General features: G+C 64.7%; 19 protein-coding genes. 2 read left to right on the top strand and 17 right to left on the bottom strand.

All coding sequences use genetic code 11. The features are described from left to right. Positions 1-110 precede the first annotated feature (110 nt). A complete protein-coding gene (locus PI93_RS01910) occupies positions 111-1,013 on the bottom strand; it encodes an NAD(P)-dependent oxidoreductase (protein WP_039373601.1) in 903 nt (300 codons plus the stop codon). A 234-nt stretch (positions 1,014-1,247) separates the two neighbouring features. Here PI93_RS01910 and PI93_RS01915 point away from each other — a divergent pair, with 234 nt between their 5' ends. Beyond that, on the top strand, positions 1,248-2,051 hold the full coding sequence (locus PI93_RS01915; protein WP_039373627.1) for an AraC family transcriptional regulator: 804 nt from the start codon (positions 1,248-1,250) through the stop codon (positions 2,049-2,051). A gap of 55 nt (positions 2,052-2,106) precedes the next feature. Here PI93_RS01915 and PI93_RS01920 read toward each other — a convergent pair whose 3' ends face one another. The 16 genes from PI93_RS01920 to PI93_RS01995 form a co-directional block, all read right to left on the bottom strand. Next, on the bottom strand, positions 2,107-4,128 hold the full coding sequence (locus tag PI93_RS01920) for an acetyl/propionyl/methylcrotonyl-CoA carboxylase subunit alpha (protein ID WP_039373603.1): 2,022 nt from the start codon (positions 4,126-4,128) through the stop codon (positions 2,107-2,109). 219 nt (positions 4,129-4,347) lie between these two features. Further along, on the bottom strand, positions 4,348-5,358 hold the full coding sequence (bioB, locus tag PI93_RS01925) for a biotin synthase BioB (protein WP_052240909.1): 1,011 nt from the start codon (positions 5,356-5,358) through the stop codon (positions 4,348-4,350). A gap of 107 nt (positions 5,359-5,465) precedes the next feature. Further along, a complete protein-coding gene (bioD, locus tag PI93_RS01930) occupies positions 5,466-6,269 on the bottom strand; it encodes a dethiobiotin synthase (protein WP_080759358.1) in 804 nt (267 codons plus the stop codon). Beyond that, positions 6,262-7,470 (bottom strand): 8-amino-7-oxononanoate synthase, encoded by a 1,209-nt coding sequence (gene bioF / locus PI93_RS01935; protein WP_039373604.1) that lies wholly within the window; start codon positions 7,468-7,470, stop codon positions 6,262-6,264. Before bioF ends, bioD begins: the two co-directional genes overlap by 8 nt. Further along, on the bottom strand, positions 7,467-8,843 hold the full coding sequence (bioA, locus tag PI93_RS01940) for an adenosylmethionine--8-amino-7-oxononanoate transaminase (RefSeq protein WP_039373605.1): 1,377 nt from the start codon (positions 8,841-8,843) through the stop codon (positions 7,467-7,469). Before bioA ends, bioF begins: the two co-directional genes overlap by 4 nt. A gap of 312 nt (positions 8,844-9,155) precedes the next feature. Continuing rightward, positions 9,156-9,947, bottom strand: coding sequence for an enoyl-CoA hydratase/isomerase family protein (locus tag PI93_RS01945; protein ID WP_039373607.1), 792 nt, complete (start codon positions 9,945-9,947; stop codon positions 9,156-9,158). A gap of 44 nt (positions 9,948-9,991) precedes the next feature. Continuing rightward, a complete protein-coding gene (locus tag PI93_RS01950) occupies positions 9,992-11,599 on the bottom strand; it encodes a carboxyl transferase domain-containing protein (protein WP_039373609.1) in 1,608 nt (535 codons plus the stop codon). A gap of 82 nt (positions 11,600-11,681) precedes the next feature. Continuing rightward, entirely contained in the window at positions 11,682-12,104 is a 423-nt protein-coding gene (locus PI93_RS01955; RefSeq protein WP_039373610.1) for a YchJ family protein, read from the bottom strand. Positions 12,105-12,123: 19 nt separating this feature from the next. After that, a complete protein-coding gene (locus PI93_RS01960) occupies positions 12,124-12,729 on the bottom strand; it encodes a 2-hydroxychromene-2-carboxylate isomerase (RefSeq protein ID WP_039373611.1) in 606 nt (201 codons plus the stop codon). Positions 12,730-12,934: 205 nt separating this feature from the next. Continuing rightward, positions 12,935-13,612 (bottom strand): SDR family oxidoreductase, encoded by a 678-nt coding sequence (locus PI93_RS01965; protein WP_039373613.1) that lies wholly within the window; start codon positions 13,610-13,612, stop codon positions 12,935-12,937. Between the two features lie 47 nt (positions 13,613-13,659). Further along, on the bottom strand, positions 13,660-14,844 hold the full coding sequence (locus PI93_RS01970; protein WP_039373615.1) for an acetyl-CoA C-acetyltransferase: 1,185 nt from the start codon (positions 14,842-14,844) through the stop codon (positions 13,660-13,662). 158 nt (positions 14,845-15,002) lie between these two features. Next, positions 15,003-15,683 carry a carbonate dehydratase gene (can, locus tag PI93_RS01975; RefSeq protein WP_039373616.1) on the bottom strand — a complete coding sequence of 227 codons (681 nt, stop codon included), beginning with the start codon at positions 15,681-15,683 and terminating at the stop codon, positions 15,003-15,005. 48 nt (positions 15,684-15,731) lie between these two features. Further along, positions 15,732-17,537, bottom strand: coding sequence for a bifunctional isocitrate dehydrogenase kinase/phosphatase (gene aceK / locus PI93_RS01980; protein ID WP_039373617.1), 1,806 nt, complete (start codon positions 17,535-17,537; stop codon positions 15,732-15,734). A gap of 85 nt (positions 17,538-17,622) precedes the next feature. Next, positions 17,623-18,804 (bottom strand): isovaleryl-CoA dehydrogenase, encoded by a 1,182-nt coding sequence (locus tag PI93_RS01985; RefSeq protein ID WP_039373619.1) that lies wholly within the window; start codon positions 18,802-18,804, stop codon positions 17,623-17,625. A 98-nt stretch (positions 18,805-18,902) separates the two neighbouring features. Continuing rightward, the gene (locus PI93_RS01990) at positions 18,903-19,379 is read right to left on the bottom strand and encodes a PaaI family thioesterase (protein WP_039373621.1); all 477 of its coding nucleotides are present in this window, start codon (positions 19,377-19,379) and stop codon (positions 18,903-18,905) included. Between the two features lie 171 nt (positions 19,380-19,550). Next, positions 19,551-19,988, bottom strand: a complete 438-nt coding sequence (locus PI93_RS01995) for a MerR family transcriptional regulator (RefSeq protein ID WP_039365333.1) — start codon at positions 19,986-19,988, stop codon at positions 19,551-19,553. A 130-nt stretch (positions 19,989-20,118) separates the two neighbouring features. On the opposite strand from PI93_RS01995, the gene PI93_RS02000 reads away from it, so the two are divergent. Then, positions 20,119-21,201: an MBL fold metallo-hydrolase gene (locus tag PI93_RS02000; RefSeq protein ID WP_039365336.1), complete on the top strand. Its 1,083-nt coding sequence runs from the start codon at positions 20,119-20,121 to the stop codon at positions 21,199-21,201. The last annotated feature ends 46 nt before the right edge of the window (positions 21,202-21,247 follow it).

Raw genomic sequence — 21,247 nt, forward strand, 5'->3', positions numbered from 1 at the left:
GGCAGCGCCCGCTTCTTAGGGGCGCTGCCGAAGTTTCTAGGAACCCTCCTCAAATTTCATCGATGAATAACGCAGTAAGCGGTCGCGTGAAGTCTTCCTCGCGACGAGGCTCAGGATTGGGCCTTCTTCGGCAGACCTGCGCGTCGCAGCGCCACGCGCGAGAGCGCAGCCCAGTCGAGATGTCCTTCGCCGTGCGCGAGGCTGTCGAGATGGTTGTCGAGCAACACCGTGCCGAAGGGCATTGGCACGTTCGCCGCCTCGCCCGCCAGCAGCGCGAGGCGAACGTCCTTCGCACCGAGCGCGAGTTTGAAACCAGCCGGCTCGAAGGTCTCCTTGGCAATTGCCCCGCCATAGCCCGTATAGGCGGGCGTTGCGAACACCGCGGTCGTGATCATGTCGAGGAAGTCGGCGCCGGCCACGCCGTGCCCTTGCGCGAGTGCTGCGGCTTCGCTCATCGATTCGATGGCGCTGGCGATCATGAAATTCGCGGCGAGCTTCACGACGTTGGCCTGTCCGGGCGAATCGCCGAAGCGCCAGGTGCGTTGGCCGAGTACGTCGAAGAGCGGTTGGACGGTATCGATCGTGTTCGCATCGCCTGCCACCAGAATGTTCAGCTTGCCTGCTTCGGCCACATTCACACGTCCTAGCACCGGGGCGGCAAGGTAACGCAGGCCGAGCGACTCGCATCGCGCCGCCATCTCCCCGGCGAAGGCGAGCGAGACCGTAGCCATGTTCACGACGATGGCACCTCGCGGCAAGGCGTTCAGCGCACCACCGTCGGCACCTTCGCAGAGCACGGCGCGCGAGGTGTCGTCGTCCGACAGGATCGCAATGAGAACGTCCACGCCGCGCGCGGCGTCGGCCGGGGTGGCGGCAGGTGTGGCACCGTCCGAGGCCAGCGCGTCGACGGGGCCGCGCGAGCGATTCCATACGTGCAGTGCGAAGCCCGCCTTGAGCAGGTTGCGTGCCATGGGGGTGCCCATGGTGCCGAGTCCGAGAAATCCGATTTTCATAAGGGCTCCTGAAGCCAGAGATATCGATGCTACGCAGCGGCAGGACGGGATGAAGGCAGACGTCAGGTGCACCGCGAGACGGGCGCGTCGCATGCTGATGCCGAGCGCGTTGTGCGAAAGCATGACACTGAACGCGAGTTGACGCAGAGAAGGCCCGGCGGAACCGCCGAAGGTAAGATGCGCGTGATGCCCGCCGTCGTCGGGCGTATCCGTTCCCCGCTATCGCCTATCGCCATGAGCCTGCGCAACAATTGGCCAAGTTTCAAGAAGCTGCCGTATCCGGTGTATTTCCGGTACGAGGCGTTCGACGCGCAGACGGCGTGGGAGCCGCATCGTCACGACTGGGGCTCGCTCCACTATGTCGCCAGCGGTGTGATGCAACTGGAGATCGAGGGCATCCGGTTTCTGGCGCCGCCGCAATACGCTGTGTGGACACCGCCGAAGGCCGCCCATGCGAGTTTCAACGCGAACGCCGTGATCTATCGGTCGGTGTATATCGACGCGTCGCTCGCCGACGCGCTCCCGTCGAATGCCGCGACCTTGCGCATCAGCGGCCTGCTCCGGGCGATCCTGTCCGATTTTGCCGAGCGAGGGGTGGCGTGTCCGAGCACGGACGCCGACCGGCGTCTGGCGCAGGTGCTCATCGATCAGTTGGCGCTCGCGCCGGCAGAGCCACGATTCCTTCCGCAGGCGCGCTCGCCGTCGCTGCTCCGGGTACTGGACGCCTTGCAGCGGGAGCCCGCCGATAACCGCACGCTCGAAGCGTGGGCAGAGACCGTTTCCATGACGGAGCGCACACTCGCGCGCCATTGCCGCGCGGAATTGGGGATGACGCTGGGCCAGTGGCGGCAACGCATGCGCTTTCTGCGCGCCATCGAAGGACTGGAGGCGGGACGCACGGTCAAGTCGATCGCGTTCGATCTGGGCTACGCCACACCTTCCGCATTCATCGAAATGTTCACGCGCGAATCGGGTCTGACGCCGGAGCAGTTCCGGCGTCAGACGATTATGGGCGCGGCAGGGTCAGATCCGGCGTAATGCCGACCCGACCTGACGAGCCGGGTCGGGCTGCCCGCGGCCCGGTGGGCGGCGGTTACCGCTTGAACGCCAGCAACTGCGCGCCTTCGGGCACCTGATCGCCGACCGCGTACAGCACTTCTTCGATCTCGCCGTCGGCCGGGGCACTGATGGTGTGCTCCATCTTCATGGCTTCCATCACGAGCAGCGGGGCGCCCTTCTCGACCTTCGTGCCGGCCTTCGCGAGTACCGCGATGACCTTGCCCGGCATCGGCGCCGTCAGCCGGCCTTCGCCGCCTTCCTGCGCCCCCGCCTGTGCCAGCGGATCGTGCCAGCGCAGCGTCCACGACAGGCCATCGGCGAAGACGTGCGCCGCCTGCTGCTCGAAGTCGACGTGACCCTGCACACGCCGCTCGCCGAGCGTCACGCGGTACACCCCGCCGTCGTGGGCGTAGCGATACGGATAGGTCTGCGCGTCGACAGTGAGTGTGCTGGCTTGCGGTCCGCTCGTGAGCACGACGTCCAGACGCGTCTCGCCATGATCGAACGACAGCGTGCGCTGGTAATCGCCGTTCAGACGCCAGCCGGTCGCGAGTTGCCACGGCGAGTGATGGTCGATGCTGTCCTGATACTTGCGGCGTCCGATCACGGTCTCGCGGCTGAGTTGTGCGGCGACCGCCAGCGCCAGTGTAGTCGCAGGCACCGGCGCGGGCGCGGGGAACAGCGTGTCGCGATGACGTTCGATCAGACCGGTATCGAGATCGGCCCCGGCGAACGGCTCGCTGGCAACCAGACGTCCGAGGAACGCGATGTTGGTCTGCACACCGACGACGCGGTACTGACCCAGCGCACGTCGCATGCGCGCGAGCGCCTCGTCGCGGTCCTGTCCCCACACGATCAGCTTGGCGATCATGGGGTCGTAGAACGGCGAGATGGTGTCGCCTTCGCGCACGCCCGAGTCGATGCGCACGGCGGCCGGCGAGCCCGCATTGCCGATCTCGAACTGCACCGCAGCGGGCGGACGCAGCGTGGACAGCGTGCCCGTCGACGGCAGGAAGTTGTTGTCCGGGTTCTCGGCGTAGATACGCGCTTCGAGCGCATGGCCGTGAATACGCAATTCGTCCTGTTTGCGCGGCAGCACTTCACCGGCTGCCACGCGCAATTGCCACTCCACCAGATCGAGGCCGGTGATCATTTCCGTGACCGGGTGCTCGACTTGCAGGCGCGTGTTCATTTCCATGAAGTAGAACGAGCCGTCCTGATTGGCGATGAACTCGACCGTACCGGCGCCGACATAGCCCACGGCGCGCGCCGCGTTGCAGGCGGCCTCGCCCATCGAGCGGCGGCGTGCTTCGGTCATGCCTGGCGCGGGCGCCTCTTCCAGCACTTTCTGGTGCCGGCGTTGCACCGAGCAGTCGCGCTCGAACAGATAGACGCAATTGCCATGCGTATCGGCGAACACCTGAATTTCAATATGCCGCGGACGTGTCAGGTACTTCTCCACGAGCACACGCTCGTCGCCGAAGCTGCTCGCCGCTTCGCGCTGGCACGACGCCAGCGCGGCGCGGAAATCCTCGCTGCGCTCCACCACGCGCATGCCCTTGCCGCCACCCCCCGCGCTGGCCTTGAGCAACACGGGGTAGCCGATCTCGTCGGCGCGCGCGTGCAGGAACGCGGCGTCCTGATTGTCGCCGTGATAACCCGGCACCAGCGGCACTGCGGCGCCTTCCATGAGGGTCTTGGCGGCGCTCTTGCTGCCCATGGCGTGAATCGCGCCGACCGGCGGGCCGATGAAGACGATGCCGGCTTCATGGCATGCGGCGGCAAACGCTTCGTTTTCCGACAGGAAGCCGTAACCGGGATGAATGGCTTGTGCGCCGGTGGCTTTGGCGGCGTCGATGATGGCGTCGATGCGCAGGTAGCTGTCACGCGCGGCGGCGCCGCCGACGTGAACCGCTTCGTCGCACACGGCAACGTGCTTGGCCTGGGCATCGGCGTCGGAATAGACGGCCACCGTGCGAATACCCAGCCGTGCCGCGGTTGCCGCGACGCGACAGGCGATTTCGCCGCGGTTGGCGATGAGGATCTTGTCGAACATATTGCCTCCGGAAAATGATCGATTGGGGCGGCGCTTGCGCATCGCACCTCCGCTTGTGACGGAAGGCCTATGCACTCGCGCCATTGTCGTTGCTATCCAACTTCGCCGTGACGGCGGATCGTCTTCTGCGATCTCGTGACCGTCGCGGCGTTTAACCTGTCAACACATCCTTCAACGCCAGCCGTGCGCCGCAACGCTCAGCCGAATGATCGAGCGCGCTCAGTGCGTGGCGCAGGCCGTAAGACCGTCGCACTCGCCGGCGTTCTCGGCGCCGAGCTTCTCCTCGGTCGACGTGCGCATGCCGAGGCGTGCCAGCAGCGCACGGTCGTGCTCGGCCTGCGGATTCTGCGTCACGAGCAGCTTCTCGCCGTAGAACATCGAGTTGGCGCCGGCGAGGAAGCACAGCGACTGCAACGCGTCGTCCATCATTTCGCGCCCGGCCGACAGACGCACCATGGCGCGCGGCATCGTGATGCGGGCTACGGCGATCATGCGCACGAAATCGAACGGATCGACGTTCTCGTTATTTTCGAGCGGCGTGCCCTCGACCTTCATCAGGTTGTTGATGGGCACCGACTCGGGATACGGCGACATGTTGGCCAGTTGCGCGATCAGACCGGCGCGCTCGCGGCGCGTCTCACCCAGACCCACGATGCCGCCGCAGCACACCTTCAGTCCGGCGTCGCGCACGCGGGCGAGCGTGTCCAGACGATCCTGATACGTGCGCGTGGTGATGATCTGACCGTAGAACTCGGGCGACGTATCGAGGTTGTGGTTGTAGTAATCGAGACCGGCTTCGCGCAACTGTTCGGCCTGACCGTCGCGCAGCATGCCGAGCGTCACGCATGTCTCCAGACCCAAGGCCTTTACGCTGCGCACCATCTCGCCCACGGCGTCGACCTGATGTGGCTTCGGGCTGCGCCACGCCGCGCCCATGCAGAAGCGGGTGGCGCCGGCATCCTTGGCACGCTGCGCGGCGGCAACCACCTCTTCGACCGGCATGAGCTTCTCGGCTTCCACGCCCGTGTCGTAGCGTGCCGACTGCGGGCAATACGCGCAGTCTTCCGGGCAACCGCCCGTCTTGATCGAGAGCAGCGTCGAGAGCTGCACGGCATTGGCGTCGAAATGCTCGCGGTGCACCTGTTGCGCGCGGAAGATCAGATCGTTGAACGGCAGCGCGAAGAGGGCCTCGATCTCGGGAACGGTCCAGGGCTTGTCGTTGCGGCGCAGTGCTTCGTCGTGTCCGTGAGCGGCGGTGTGGGCGTGAACTTGCATGCTGAGATTTCCTTGAATTCTTTATGTGAGTGAATGTCGCGCGATGGGGGAGCGTCGCGCGTTCAGGGTGCCGTGTGCGGGCGCGTCTTGAGCGACGCCTCTACCGCATTCGGCTGCGGGGTATCGACCAGCGGGGCAATGTCGAGATAGCCGGATGCCGTTGCCGCGTCGGGATGCGGCAGATGCGGCACGCGTCCGAGCAGCGGAGCGGCCAGCCGTGTGGCAATCGCCTCGATATTGGCGTCGACATGACGCATGTCCGGATCGACGTGATTGGCGACCCAGCCCGCGAGTGTGAGTCCGCGCGAGGTAATGGCTTCGGCCGTGAGCAGCGCGTGGCTGATGCAGCCCAGCCGCAGACCGACCACGAGGATCACCGGCAGACCGAGTTGACGGGCGAGATCGGCGGTGTCCGGCGCGCTGGCGTCGGGGCCGAGCGGCACGCGAAACCCGCCCACGCCTTCGACGATTACGAGGTCGGCCCGCGCGGCAACGCGTGCATAGCCCGCGCGGATCACGCCGCAATCGAGGGCGACGCCTTCAGCCGCAGCCGCGATATGCGGTGCGGTGGCGTCCTTGAGCACGTAAGGGCAATACCAGTCGTCCGGCAGCTTCAGATTGCTGGCCTGATGCAATTGCTCGACATCTTCGTTGACGAAGCGTCCGTTGAGTTCGGACGCCCCTGCCGCCACCGACTTGAGGCCGGCGCACACCAGCCCGCGTCGCGCTGCGGCGTGCAGCAGAGCCGACGAGACGAGCGTCTTGCCGATCTCGGTGTCGGTGCCGGTCACGAAGAACGCATGGCGGGCAGGCGTCGGCCGCGCGGCCGGGGCATTCGTTGCTGCGATAAGGTGCTGATCAGCCATGCGCGTGCTCCCTCCAGTCCCGATCGAGTTGGTTGATGGCGGCGGCCAGGCGCGCAACGTCGCTCTGTGTATGCGCGGCGCTTAGCGTGACGCGCAGACGCGAGGTGCCCGGGGCCACGGTCGGCGGACGAATGGCCGGCACCCACAAGCCGGCTTGTGCGAGGCCTGCCTGCGCGTGCAGCGCCGCCGCGTTTTCGCCGAGAATGATCGGTTGCACCGCGCTCGGCGAGGCCATGTGTTGCCAATGCCGCAGCGTGAGCGAATCGCGCAGTTGGGCAATGCGGGCCTGCAACGCGGCGCGGCGCTCGCGTCCTTCGTCGCCCGAAATCAGGGCAACGCTCGTGAGCAGCGCGTGCGCCTGCGAGGGCGCGGCCGCGGTCGTAAAGATGTACGGCCGTGCGCGATTGATGAGCCAGTCGATCACGCGGTGGTTCGCCGCGACGAAAGCACCGCCAACGCCCGCCGCTTTGCCGAGCGTGCCAATGATGACGAGGTTGGGCGAGCGCAAAGCAAAATGCTCGAACACGCCACGTCCGTTTTCGCCGACGACGCCGAAGCCATGCGCGTCGTCCACCACCAGCCACGCGTTGTACCGTTCGGCCAGCGCGAGCAATGACGGCAGCGGCGCGATGTCGCCATCCATCGAGAACACCCCGTCGGTGACGATCAGTTTCGTTTCGGCCGTGCTGGTGGCGAGCATGGCCGCGAGGGCGTCGACGTCACCGTGCGGGTAGACATGCGTGCGGGCACGCGACAGACGCGCGCCATCGATCAGCGAGGCGTGATTGAGCGCCTCAGAGAAGATGTCGGCGTCTTTGCCGGCGAGTGCGGAGATCGTCGCCAGATTGGCCATGTAGCCGGTGCAGAAGTACAGTGCGCGACCGTCGACCAGATGCGGCGACATGAACGCGGTGAGCGCGTCTTCAAGCTCGGCGTGGGCCTGCGAATGTCCGCTGATGAGGTGCGACGCGCCACTGCCTGCGCCGTAACGGCGGGCACCTTCGATGAGCGCTTCGACGACCTTGGGGTGGGCGGCCAGACCGAGATAGTCGTTACTGGCGAACGCGAGCACGTCGTGGCCGTCGGCACGCACATGTGGCCGGCAGGGCGTGGACACCACGCGATGCCGACGGCGCAGATGGGCGCGGTCGATCTCCGCGAGTCCGGCGTCGAGGCGGGCGAGCAGGGGATGGGTCGTCATGCCGTCACCTCCCTGCCGTGCGTCATCGTCGCATCGAAGGCGGCGAGCGTTTGCTGCGCGAGCCAGTCGATGGTGCCGTCGTCCAGCACGTAAGGCGGCATCAGATAGACCGTGGCGCCGATCGGGCGCAACAGCACACCGCGTGCGCGGGCTTCGGTGTAGAAGCGCCTGGCGAAGGCACTGGCGGCGCCGGGGGCGTCCGGCACTACGGCGTCGAAGGCCCAGATCATGCCGCGCTGGCGGAAGTGCCGGACGCGCGGGTCGTCGGCCAATGGCGCGAGCGCCTGCGTGAGGTGCGCCGCACGAACGGCGTTGCGTGCGAGCACGTCGTCGTCGGCAAAGATGTCGAGCGTGGCGAGAGCGGCGCGGCACGCCAGCGGATTGCCGGTGTACGAGTGCGAATGCAGGAAGCCGCGCGTGGTGTCGTCGTCGTAGAAGGCGTTGTAGATCGCATCGCGCGAGAGCACCAGCGAGAGGGGCAGATAGCCGCCGCTGATGCCCTTGGACAGTGTGAGCAGATCGGGCCAGATGCCCGCTTGCTCGCTCGCGAAGAACGTGCCGGTGCGTCCGCACCCGACGGCGATTTCGTCGGCGATCAGGTGCGCACCGTGTTGGTCGCACAACGCCCGCACGAGACGCAGGTATTCGGGATCGTGCATGGCCATTCCGGCCGCGCATTGCACGAGCGGCTCGACGATGACGGCGGCGACTCGGCCCTCGCGTTCGACGAGCAATGTCTCCAGTTCGGCCGCAGCGCGCCGGGCCACGTCGACCGGGGTTTCGCCATCCCGCGCCAGCCGGGCATCGGGCGACGCCACCACATGGGCATGACGCAGCAGCGGGTCGTAGGCGTCGCGGAACAGCGCTACGTCGGTGACGGCAAGCGCACCGAGGGTCTCACCGTGATAGCCGTTGCGCACGCACACGAACTCGCGTTTGTCGCTGTGGCCCTGATTGCGCCACGCGTGAAAGCTCATCTTGAGCGCGATCTCGACGGCCGACGCGCCGTCGGACGCGAAGAAGGCATGGCCCAGCACGCCGCCGGTCAAAGCCGACAGACGTTCGGCCAACGCCACGACCGGCTCGTGCGTGAAGCCCGCGAGCATCGCGTGTTCGAGGCGGCCGAGTTGATCGATGAGCGCCGCGTTGATTCGCGGATTCGCATGGCCGAAGAGGTTGACCCACCACGAACTGATGGCGTCGAGATAACGCTCGCCGTCGGTGTCGACGAGCCAGGGGCCTTCGCCGTGAGACAGCGCGACGAGGGGCAGCTTTGCCTGTTGCTTCATCTGCGTGCAGGGGTGCCAGACCTGTCGCAGACTGCGCGCGGCGAGATCGCCGGGGCCGGCGGGAGGGCGCGTGAAGGCGTCCATCATTGACTCCTTGGTTGGCCGTGACGAACGACGTAGGCACAGGGGCGTGCGTCGCGCGTCCGGCTGGCCGATGGCGGGCGCTGCATTGAGCGTCGCCGCACGGGGCCGGAGGTGGGGGATGGGCGCATGGTAGGCAAAGCGTTTTGGCAGGGCAATAGGCGGAATTGGCGCAAAAAATCGCTGGTTTATGTGCCGTAGCAAGACGTTATCGATAAATTCGCAAAACCCGTCGATAACGTTGCGGCATCTCCGCCGTCAGCCCTCCTCAAAAAAATTTGTAACCGATGATGCGTGCTGGGTCTCGTTTCGGGCTCAGGACACCTCGCGCCACGACGGCGAACGCTTCTCGAGGAATGAGCGCACGCCTTCGCGGCCCTCGTCGGAGGCGCGGATGATCGCGATACGGTCCGCCGTTTCCGCGATGGCCGGCTCATCGATGGCGCGGCTGGCGAAGTCCTGCACCAGGCGTTTGCACTCCTTCACGGCGTTCGGGCTGTTGTCGACGAGCGCCTTGGCAAGTGCCTGCACGGTGCTGTCGAGGGCGTCTGCGCTCACGACTTCGTGCACCAGGCCGTGCCGTTGTGCCGTGGAGGCGGTAAAGCGCTCGGCCGTGAGGAAGTAGCGGCGCGAGGCCGACTCGCCAAGGGCGCGAATGACATACGGGCCGATCGTGGCAGGGATCAGGCCGAGCTTCGCTTCGGACAGGCAGAAGTGCGCGGAATCGACGGCAACGACGATATCGGCGACGGCGGCGAGCCCCACGCCCCCGGCATACGTGTCGCCCTGCACGCGGGCGATCACCGGCTTCGGGCAGCGGTAGATCGTATTGAGCATGACGGCGAGCGTCATCGCATCGGCACGGTTTTCGGTGTCCGAGTAACCGGCCATTTTCTTCATCCAGTTCAGGTCGGCGCCGGCGCAGAAGGCAACCCCTTCGGCGGCGAGCACGACGACGCGCACGTCGTCGTTCGTGGCGAGCGCACGGAAGGCGCCGGTCAATTCTTCGATGACGGTTTCGTTGAAGGCATTGCGCACCTCCGGACGATTGAGCGTAATCGTGGCGACGTGGGCTTCGACGCTGAGTTTTAACGTGGCGAGATTCATGACGTGGAATTCCTCGATGGACCGGTGCAGGCGATGACAGACGATTACATGCGGAACAAGCCGAAGCGTGTTTCCGGAATCGGCGCATTCAATGCTGCCGACAGTCCCAGTCCGAGCACGGTGCGGGTATCGGCCGGGTCGATCACGCCGTCGTCCCACAGGCGGGCGCTCGCGTAATACGGGTGGCCCTGACGCTCGTACTGATCGCGGATCGGTTGCTTGAAGGCGTCTTCTTCTTCGGCGCTCCACTGACCGCCCTTGCCTTCGATGCCGTCGCGCTTGACCGTGGCCAGCACCGACGCGGCTTGCTCGCCGCCCATGACCGAGATACGGGCGTTCGGCCACATCCACAGAAAGCGCGGCGAGTATGCGCGACCGCACATGCCGTAGTTACCCGCGCCGAACGAACCGCCGATGATGACGGTGAACTTCGGCACATTCGCCGTCGCCACCGCCGTGACCATCTTCGCGCCGTGCTTGGCAATGCCTTCGTTCTCGTACTTGCGCCCGACCATGAAGCCGGTGATGTTCTGCAGGAAGATCAGCGGGATCTTGCGCTGGCAGCACAGCTCGATGAAGTGCGCCCCCTTTTGGGCCGACTCGGAGAACAGAATGCCGTTGTTCGCCACGATGCCGACCGGATAGCCCCACAGATGCGCGAAGCCGCAGACGAGCGTGGTGCCGTAACGTGCCTTGAATTCGTCGAACTCGGAGCCGTCGACCAGACGCGCGATCACTTCGCGCACGTCGAACGGCTTCTTCGTATCGGACGGAATCACGCCGTACAGTTCACGGGCGTCGAACTTCGGCTCGACAGGCGGCCTGATCGCCACAGTGGCCGGCTTCTGACGATTGAGATTGGCGGCGATGCTGCGTGCGATGGAAAGGGCGTGCGCGTCGTTTTGCGCGAAGTGATCCACCACGCCCGACAGGCGCGTATGGACGTCGGCCCCGCCGAGGTCTTCGGCGCTCACTTCCTCGCCGGTCGCGGCCTTCACGAGCGGCGGCCCGCCGAGGAAAATCGTGCCCTGTTCCTTGACGATGATCGACTCGTCGCTCATCGCAGGCACGTAGGCGCCACCGGCCGTGCACGAGCCCATCACCACGGCGATCTGCGGAATGCCCTGCGCCGACATTTGCGCCTGGTTGTAGAAGATGCGGCCGAAGTGATCGCGATCGGGAAACACGTCGTCCTGATTCGGCAGGTTGGCGCCGCCGGAGTCGACCAGATAGATGCACGGCAGATGATTCTGCTCGGCAATCTCCTGCGCGCGCAGGTGCTTCTTGACCGTCATCGGGTAGTAGGTGCCGCCCTTGACCGTGGCGTCGTTGCAGACGATCACGCATTCCTGACCCGACACGCGGCCGATGCCGGTGATGATGCCCGCGCCCGGCGCGTCGTCGTGATACATGCCGAAGGCGGCGAGCTGCGAGAGTTCGAGAAAGGGCGAGCCCGGATCGAGCAACTGCTGCACACGGTCGCGCGGCAGCAACTTGCCGCGGCCAACGTGCTTCTTGCGTGCGGCCTCACCGCCGCCACCGGCCAGTTGCGCCACGCGTGCGCGCAGGTCGTCGACCAGGGTCTGCATCGTGGCCGCGTTGCGTGCAAAGTCTTCGCCGCGCGGGTTGAGTTTGCTTTCGAGAATCGGCATGTGACGAAATCCGGTGGAGAGTGAGTTGTCGTTGAATTCGTTGTCGGTACGTGCGTGAGCGTGACATGGCGCTCTTGCGATCTCAGTCGAACAGATCGCCGTCGATATATCGCCAGCGACCGTCGTCGGTGCGCTCGAAGCGACTGCGCTCGTGCAGGCGGTGGGCGCGTCCGCCGATTTTGTAGCGGGCGACGAATTCGACTTCGGCGTGATGATCGTCGCGTTGCAGATGGGCCTTGATCTGTAGACCGAGCCACTGCGGCGCATCGTCGAAGTCGAGCGTGGCGGGACGCGTGCGCACCGCCCACGTATCGAGCAGGTACGGCGCGTCGTGACGCACGAACGCCGTGTAGCGCGAGCGCATCAGCGCTTCGGCCGTGGGAGGGATGTCGCCGCGCATCAGATAGCGAGCGCAGCAGTCGTCGAACGCGAGCCCGCCGCAGGGGCAGGGTTCGCGCTCGAGGTCCTGTGTCGTGGTGCTGCGCGACGGTTGGGGTCTTGCCATCGTGTGTCTTGCCTTGTTGTCAGATCTTGCCTTGCTTCAGGCAGGCCTCGACCTGCGAGAAGCGGTCGAAGCCCCAGAACGGTTCGCCATCCACGATCACGAACGGCGAGCCGAAGACACCGCGCGCGATGGCCAGATCGATCTCCGCCTTGAGGTGGTCCTTGGCGGCGGGGGAGTGCATGCCGGCGTCGAGCGCCGCACCGTCGATGCCCAGGGCCTCGCCCAGACGTACCAGTTCCGCCGGGTCGCCGATGTTCACATCGTCGACGTACAGCGCCTGAAAGACCGATTTCGCGAACTCTGCGGACAGGTCGCCACCGCGATGATCCTGCACCCACAGCACGGCGCGTTCGGCGGCTTGCGTCGGGATCGGGAAATGCGTCGGTCGCTTGTACGCGATGCCGTGAAAGCGCGCGGTGCGCTCCACGTCGTGTCGCAAATACTCGGTCTTGATCGGATGTTGCACCGGTGCGCCCGTGCCGTTCACCTTGTAGACGATGTCGAGCAAGATCGGATGCCACGCGACACCGCGTCCGGCTTTCGCGGCGATGTCGTCGATGCGGGTGCTCGCAAAATACCCATACGGGGATGCGAAGTCGAAATAAAAGTCGATGGCGGCCGTCATGTTGGCTCCGTTTCCGAGTGACGTGTCTGGCCCGCGAATCAAAAGATACGGCGGTATGGCGACAGCTTGTTATTCCGTCTGACGCCGGGCAATGCTTGCCCGGTCGCTACGTTGTCTCTTCCCGTGCTCCGTTCCCGCGTGGATGACTCACGCCTGTAACTTCATCCGGCAAACCCGATCCGGCAAATGGCCGCCCGCCCGGTGATTACCACGTGAGCGCGTTGCCGTCGTAATTGAAGAACCCGCCGTTGTGCGTGGCGCGCTCGCCCGGCGCGCGGGCAAACACACGGCGCATTCCGGCCACGCTCGTCTGCACGTCGATGTCGGCGTTCTCGCCGCCCATGTCGGTGCGCACCCAACCCGGATGCATCGCGACGCACGTGGCGCGCTGTGCTTCCAGCGAGACGGCCTTGACCACCGAATTCACCGCCGCCTTGCTCGCGCGGTACAGCCAGCTTCCGTTCGAGTCCATCAGCGCGACACTGCCCATGCGGCTCGACAGAAAGCCGAACGTGCCGCCTGCGGCTTCGACGAACGGCAACACGAGCGGCGCGGTTTGCATGGCGCCGAGCACGTTGGTGTGGAACACGCGGTCGAACGCTTCCTTCGTGATCGGGGCGAGGCCGATCGTGCGATCCGAATTCACGCCCGCGTTGTAGACGGCGACATCCAGTTCCACGCCGTCGAGCTGCCACGACAGGCCGGAGAGCGATTCGACGCGCGTGACGTCGAGCTTGAACGGCTCTGCGCCGAGTTCGCGCAGGGCCGACAGGCCGTTGTCGTCGCGCGCGGTGGCGATCACACGCCAGCCGTCGTCGCGATACTGCCGTGCGAATTCCATGCCGATGCCGCGCGAGGCGCCGATGATGAGCGCAGTTTTCATGACGGTTTTGTCCTGTCGGCCAGCGCCGAGGTCAGAGGAACAGAGGGTCAGACGAGTTCGATGGCCATGGCCGTGGCTTCGCCGCCGCCGATACACAGGCTGGCGACGCCACGCTTGCCGCCGGTCTTGCGCAGGGCGCCGATCAGCGTGACCAGAATACGCGCACCGGAGGCCCCGATCGGGTGGCCAAGCGCGCACGCACCGCCGTGAATGTTGACCTTCGCATGCGGCAGATCGAACTCGTGCATCGCGGCCATCGCGACGACGGCGAAGGCTTCGTTGATTTCAAAGAGATCGACGTCCTTCGTCGACCAGCCGGTTTTCTCGAACAGCTTGCGCATGGCGCCGACCGGGGCGGTCGTGAACAGGCCCGGCTGCTGAGCGAAGGTGCTGTGGCCGGCGATGCGGGCGAGCGGCGTGAGGCCGAGGCGTTTGGCCGTGGATTCGCGCATGAGGACGAGCGCGGCGGCGCCGTCCGAAATCGACGACGAGTTGGCGGCCGTCACCGTGCCGTCTTTGCGGAAGGCTGCCTTGAGGGTCGGAATCTTCTCGGGATTGGCCTTGAACGGCTGTTCGTCCTGATCGACGACGGTGTCGCCCTTGCGCCCGGGTACCGTCACCGGTGTGATTTCCCACGCGAACGAACCGTCTTTCGTGGCGTTCTGCGCGCGCTCGAGCGAGGCGATGGCGAAGGCGTCCTGCGCTTCGCGGGTGAAGGCGTAACGGTCGGCGCATTCTTCGGCAAAGGTGCCCATCAGGCGGCCCTTGTCGTAGGCGTCTTCCAGACCGTCGAAGAACATGTGGTCGATGACCTGACCGTGCCCCATGCGCATGCCGGCGCGCGCCTTGGGCAGCAGATAGGGGGCGTTGCTCATGCTTTCCATGCCACCGGCGACGATTACGTCGGCACTGCCGGCGGCGAGCATGTCGTGTGCGAACATCGCGGCACGCATGCCGGACCCGCACATCTTGTTGACGGTGGTGGCGCCGGCGGCGAGCGGCAGTCCGGCGCCGAGCGAGGCCTGACGCGCCGGCGCCTGGCCCTGGCCGGCCGGCAGCACGCAGCCCATCACCACTTCATCGACCTGCTCCGGCTTGAGGCCGGCGCGCTCGACGGCGGCACGAATGGCGGCCGCTCCCAGTTGCGGTGCGGCGACATCGCCGAATACCCCTTGCAGGCCGCCCATCGGCGTGCGGGCAGCGGAAACGATAACGATCGGGTCTTGTTGCATGGCAGTCTCCTGTAATCGGTGCCGGGGCCGGCGATCCGTTCTGGCGAACGGGTTCGTCAGCCCCCGAATATCCAATGCTTCAGTCCTTCCATCGTCCACGCGCCCGCGCTGGCCAGCGCTTGCTGGCGCTGGCATAAGGGGTAAGGTGCGCCCGTCGCTTAAGCGCGTGGATGACGCAGTTCGTCCATCGCGGCGACACAACGGTCGTAGACGCGCGGCAATGTTTCGAGGCTATTGACCGACATGCGCAGATCGCGCACCAGTCCGTCGCGCAGGCCGTACACCCAGCCATGCACCGTCACGGGTTGGTTGCGGGCCCAGGCGTCGCGCAATACCGTCGTATGGCAGATATTCACGACCTGTTCGATGGCATTGAGCTCGCACAGCCGGTCGTGACGCGCATCGCGCGAGGGCAACGCGTCGATCTGGTCGACGTGGCGTTCGTAGACGTCGCGCACATGGCGCAGCCAGTTGTCCACCAGGCCCATCTTCGCGCCGTCCAGCGCAGCACCCACGCCGCCGCAGCCGTAGTGGCCGACCACCATGATGTGGCGCACCTTCAGCACTTCGACGGCGAACTGCAATACCGACAGACAGTTCAGGTCGCTGTGCACGACCACGTTCGCAATATTGCGGTGGACGAACACCTCGCCCGGCGCCAGCCCCGTGATCTGGTTGGCCGGGACGCGCGAGTCCGAACAGCCGATCCAGAGATATTCCGGGGTTTGCAGTTTCGACAGCCGCTCGAAAAATGCGGGATCTTCCGCGTTCACGCTGGCAACCCAGGCGCGATTGTTGTCGAGCAGATGGATAAGAGGTTGGTCTTTGTCTTCGGTCATGATCGTGTCATCCGGCGGGCGTGTCGTGTGCTGGGAGACGTCGCATGCTCAAGCGGCCGCCGCGCGGGGCGGGGCGCTCGTGGCACCGCTGCCGGTGCCGTAGCGATTGACGAAACGCAGCGAGACATCGTACGGATAGAAGTCGTGCATCTGTCCGGCTCGTACCCGGTCCTGATAGTCCTGCCACAGGCCGGGGTCGAAGAAATCCGGATGATGCTGGCTCAGATAGTGCCGCACGCGCGCATCTCCCGTCAGAAACGTCTCAAACGTCTGCGGAAACACGTCGTGCGGGCCTACACGGTACCAGACTTCCCCCGACATCGCCTCTTCTTCGTTACGCGGTTCCGGTACTCGACGGATGTGGCAATCCGTCAGATATTCCAGTTCGTCGTAGTCGTAGAAGACCACCCGGCCGTGACGCGTCACGCCGAAATTCTTGTACAGCATGTCGCCCGGAAAGATGTTCGCCGCCATCAGTTCCTTCACCGCGTTGCCGTATTCGCGCATGGCGTGCTCGATCTGCGTGTCGGACGCCGCCTGAAGCCACAGATTGAGCGGCGTCATGCGGCGTTCGATATAGCAATGGCGAATCACGAGCGCGTCGCCATCGACTTCGAGCAACGACGGCACTTCGCGCCGAAGCTCGGCGAGCAGGGCATCGTCGAAACGCGCGAGCGGGAAGGCCACGCTCGAGAATTCCAGCGTATCGGCCATGCGGCCGACGCGATCATGCTGCTTGACCATCAGATACTTGGCTTTCACCTGCTCGCGCGTGGTCTCCTTGGGCGGCGCGAAGCGCTCGCGAATCAGCTTGAAGACGTAGGGATACGAGGGCAGCGTGAACACCAGCATCACCAGCCCGGGAATGCCCGGCGCACTCACGAACTTGTCGCTGGAGTGCTTCAGGTGATGCAGAAAGTCGCGGTAGAACAGGTTCTTGCCGTGTTTTTGCAGCCCGACCGACGTGTAGATCTCGGCCTTGGGCTTGCCCGGCATGAGGGTGCGCAGGAAATGCACGTAGGCCGACGGCACTTCCATGTCGACAAGGAAATAGGCGTGCGTGAAGCTGAACACCACGCGCAGCTCGTCGCCGCGCAGCAGGGCGGTGTCGAGTACGAGCTTGCCGTTGGCATCGTGCATGATCGGCACGGCGAACGGGGTGATCACGTCGCCGTTCACGATGCGGCCCACGATATAGGCAGCCTTGTTGCGGAAGAACAGCGACGCGAGGACGTGAATCTGGAAATTCGGGGCCGGTTCGAACACGCCGAAGGCGTCTTCGATGGCTCGCATCACATAACCGACGTCGCGCGACAGATCGGCAAACGGGCGGCGGAGTTGAAAGTTCGTGACGATGCGCGCGAGCGTGGCGGCCATGCCGTCTTGCGCCGGGTAATAGACACGATAGGTCGGTTTGGCCGCGGGCGCGTCGTTCTCGATGTACTCCGTCGCCACGGCGGGACGCACGAAGATAAAGCGGTTGTTGAAGTAGGAACGATGCAGGATCTTGCAGCACACCGAGTTGAAAAACGTCTCGGCCAACTCGGGCTGACGATGCTCCGTGAGCAAGCCGATGTAGTGCAGCTTTACCTGTTGCCAGACATCGTCGTCGAGCGACTGGGCGTCGAACTCGTCTTCCAGCGTCATGATGCATTCGCGCACGCGTTCGTCGTAATAGGCGATGCGGTCGCGCTGGAGTTTCTGAATGCCCGTGAAGTCGCCTGCCTCGAAACACGCCTGCGCCGCGACACACACCTCGCGGAAAATGCGGTAATGCTTGTCGAAGCCGTCCAGCATCAAGCGGGCGACGTCGAAAGCAAACTGCGACGACAGGAGTTTCGGGAAGTGATTCATACCGGTCGGGACTGGCGCAGGGCGGTGCTTCGATGGATTGTAGCGCCGCTGCCTGTGCCGCAATGTCCGTCGTGGAGCGACGTCGTTACAGGGTTTCCGCGAACAATTCGCGGCCGATCAGCATGCGGCGGATCTCCGACGTGCCCGCGCCGATTTCATAGAGCTTCGCGTCGCGCCAGAGACGGCCGACCGGGTACTCGTTGATATAGCCGTTGCCGCCCAGAATCTGAATCGCTTCGCCAGCCATCCACGTTGCCTTTTCGGCGGTGTAGAGAATTACTCCAGCGCAGTCCTTGCGCACCTGGCGTACATGGTCGCTGCCGAGCGCCTCGAGCTGACGGCCCACCGCGTACAGATAGGCGCGGCTGGCCTGAAGGATCGTGTACATGTCGGCGACCTTGCCCTGAATGAGCTGGAATTCGCCGATCGACTGGCCGAACTGCTTGCGGTCGTGGATGTACGGCACGACCACGTCCATGGCGGCCTGCATGATGCCCAGCGGGCCGCCGGCGAGCACGGCGCGCTCGTAGTCCAGGCCGCTCATGAGCACCTTGACGCCGCCGCCGACCTGACCGAGTACGTTCTCCTCAGGCACTTCCACGTTCTCGAACACCAGTTCCCCCGTGTGCGAGCCGCGCATGCCGAGCTTGTCGAGCTTTTGCGCGACCGAGAAGCCCTTCATGCCCTTTTCCACGAGAAACGCGGTCATGCCGCGTGCGCCGGCTTCCGGATCGGTCTTGCCGTAGACCACCAGCGTGTCGCAATCCGGGCCGTTCGTGATCCACATTTTCGTGCCGTTTAGCACGAAGCGGTCGCCACGCTTCTCGGCGCGCAGTTTCATGCTCACGACGTCCGAGCCGGCGTTCGGCTCACTCATCGCGAGCGCGCCGATGTGCTCGCCCGACACCAGCTTGGGCAGGTACTTCGCCTTTTGTGCGGCGGTGCCGTTGCGGTGAATCTGGTTGACGCACAGATTCGAGTGCGCGCCATACGACAGGCCGATCGAGGCCGACGCGCGCGAGATTTCCTCCATCGCGATCATGTGCGCGAGATAGCCCATGTTCGCGCCGCCATACTCTTCCGAGACGGTCATGCCCAGCACGCCCAGGTCGCCCATCTTGCGCCAGAGATCCATCGGGAACTGGTCCGTGCGGTCGACTTCGCCCGCGCGCGGTGCGATTTCCTTGGACGCGAAGTTCGCGACCGATTCGCGCAGCATGTCGAGGTCTTCGCCGAGCATGAAATTGAGGCCGGGCAACGTAGTCATGACACAGTCTCCAGAGGGTGGCGCGTGGCGGCTCGCCCGCGCTGATGTTCGATGGTATTTCGAGAAGCGTTGGTTCGGTGCGGGCGCTGCACGGGCGCCTAGCGTGTGCCGGACGCCGAAGGCGTGGTCGCCAGCGCGAACAGCGTTTGCTGCATCAGTGCGCACAGCGTCCATTTGCCGTTGTCGATGACGAACAGTTCGGCGGTGGTGACGATGAGCGTGCGTCCGGCTTTGACGACCTGACCGCGTGCGACCAGTGTATCGCCCTTGCCGGGCGCCAGAATGTTCAGTTTGTATTCCGCCGTGACCAGTTCCTGATCCGGCGAAATGCGCGTGTAACCCGCATAGCCGCCCGCCGAATCGGCAATGGCGCCGATCACGCCGCCGTGAAAGAAGCCGTGCTGCTGGTTGACCTTGTCGGAGAACGGCAGCGTAATTTCGCAATGACCGTCGGCCAGGTGCGTGAGTTGCGCGCCCCAATGCGTCATCACGCCTTGTTTGTCGAAGCTGGCGCGAATTTTCGCGGCGACGTCGTCGTCGAGCGGTGCGGCGTGAGAGACAGGAATGTTGGCCATGATGGGAGCAAAAGCGCTGACAGGGCTGAGTTCGCAGATCTTACTTTACGTTTACGTAAACGTAAAGTAAGGGGTTTCCTGAGGCGTCTATGGGCGTTCTCAGGAGGGAAAATCCCGCCGGACTGCGCGTCGTTCGGTCGGCGCGGGGGCGGCAATAGAGGGGGCGGCGCGTCAGTGCGACGTGGCGGCGGCTTTCGTCCGCCGGGCGGCGGTGGCCGGTGCCGCTTCCCCGGCGGCTTCGAGCAACGAGAGGCATTGCGCCTCGTGTTGCGAAACTTCGTCGAGCGTCGCGTGCAGGTCTTCGAGTTGCTGCTCGAGCACTTGCCTGTGTTGCGAGAGCGTTTCGAGGAACACTTTGAGCTGGGGCACCGTATCCTTGGGGGACTCGTAGAGATCGAGAATGGTCTTGATCTCGGAGAGCGTCAGTCCGAGGCGTTTGCCACGCAGTGTCAGCTTGAGACGGGTGCGGTCCTGTCCGGTATAGACGCGATGGCGTCCGCCGGGGCCTTCGCGGGCTGGCGTGAGCAAACCCTGATCTTCATAGAAGCGGATCGCGCGGGGCGTGATGTCGAACTCGCGCGCGAGGTCGGTGATCGTGTATGTGAGCATCGGGTTAAGCAAGTGCTTACCATTGCAGATAGAATTGCCGTTTACGTTAGCGTCAACTTGCATCGTATGCAATCGGTGACGGCGTCAACCTGACAACAAAAGAACAAGTCCATCTGGAGCGTGGTTCCCTGTGAATGCCCTTGAACAACAACTGAACTATCCCCTTGGCGATTTTCTGCCGGACGGCGGCACGGTGCACGAAGTGGTGCCGGGCGTCTTCTGGGTGCGCATGCCGCTGCCCTTCGTGCTCGACCACATCAACCTGTGGTTGCTACGCGACGAAGTGGATGGCGTCAAAGGTTGGACGGTTGTCGATTGCGGCATCACGCATGCGCAGATCAAGGCGTATTGGGAGCAGGTGTTCGACAGTGCGCTGGGCGGCGAGCCGGTATTGCGCGTTGTCGTCACGCACTGCCACCCGGATCACCTGGGACTGGCGCACTGGATCTGCAAGGGCGGTGACAAGCAGCGTTGGCAGGCACGTCTTGCCATGTCGCTGGGCGACTACGCGTGGGGGCGTCTCATGTCGGAGGGCGACAACAACAACGCGGCCAATGCCGGTGGCGATTTCGCCGTCACGCACTTCATCTCGCACGGCCTTGCGGACGAAGCGATGATCGAGCAGATCCGCAGCCGCAAGCGTTACTTCAGCGATCTCGTGCCCGAAGTGCCGTCGCGTTTCTACCGTTTGCGCGGCGGCGATACGCTGCGCATTGGCGGCAGCGACTGGCGTTTGATCGCGGGCTACGGCCACTCGCCCGAACACATGGCGCTGTATTCCGAACAGCACAATGTGCTGATCTCCGGCGACATGGTGCTGCCGCGAATCTCGACCAATGTGAGCGTGTTCGACATCGAGCCCGAAGCCAACTCGCTGCAATTATTCCTCGACTCGCTGGGCGTATATCTCGATCTGCCTGCCGACTGCCTCGTGCTGCCCTCGCACGGCCGTCCGTTCACGGGCCTTCACACGCGCATTCGTCAACTGCGTGATCACCATGCCGCGCGGTTGCAGGAAGTGCGCGAGGCATGCGCAACGTCGCCGCGCAGCGCGGGCGACATCGTGCCGATCATGTTCCATCGCAAGCTCGACGCGCATCAGACGACCTTCGCCATGGGCGAAGCACTGGCGCATTTGCACATGCTCTGGCGCGCGGGGGAACTCAAACGTTATCGCGACGAAAAGGGCGTCTGGCGTTTCTCGCCGGTCTGAGCTTCGTATCGCGGCTTGCTTGATTCGACAGGAATGGAAAATGCCC

It is taken from the genome of Pandoraea fibrosis (assembly GCF_000807775.2).
In the GTDB taxonomy this organism is placed as follows: Bacteria; Pseudomonadota; Gammaproteobacteria; order Burkholderiales; family Burkholderiaceae; genus Pandoraea; species Pandoraea fibrosis.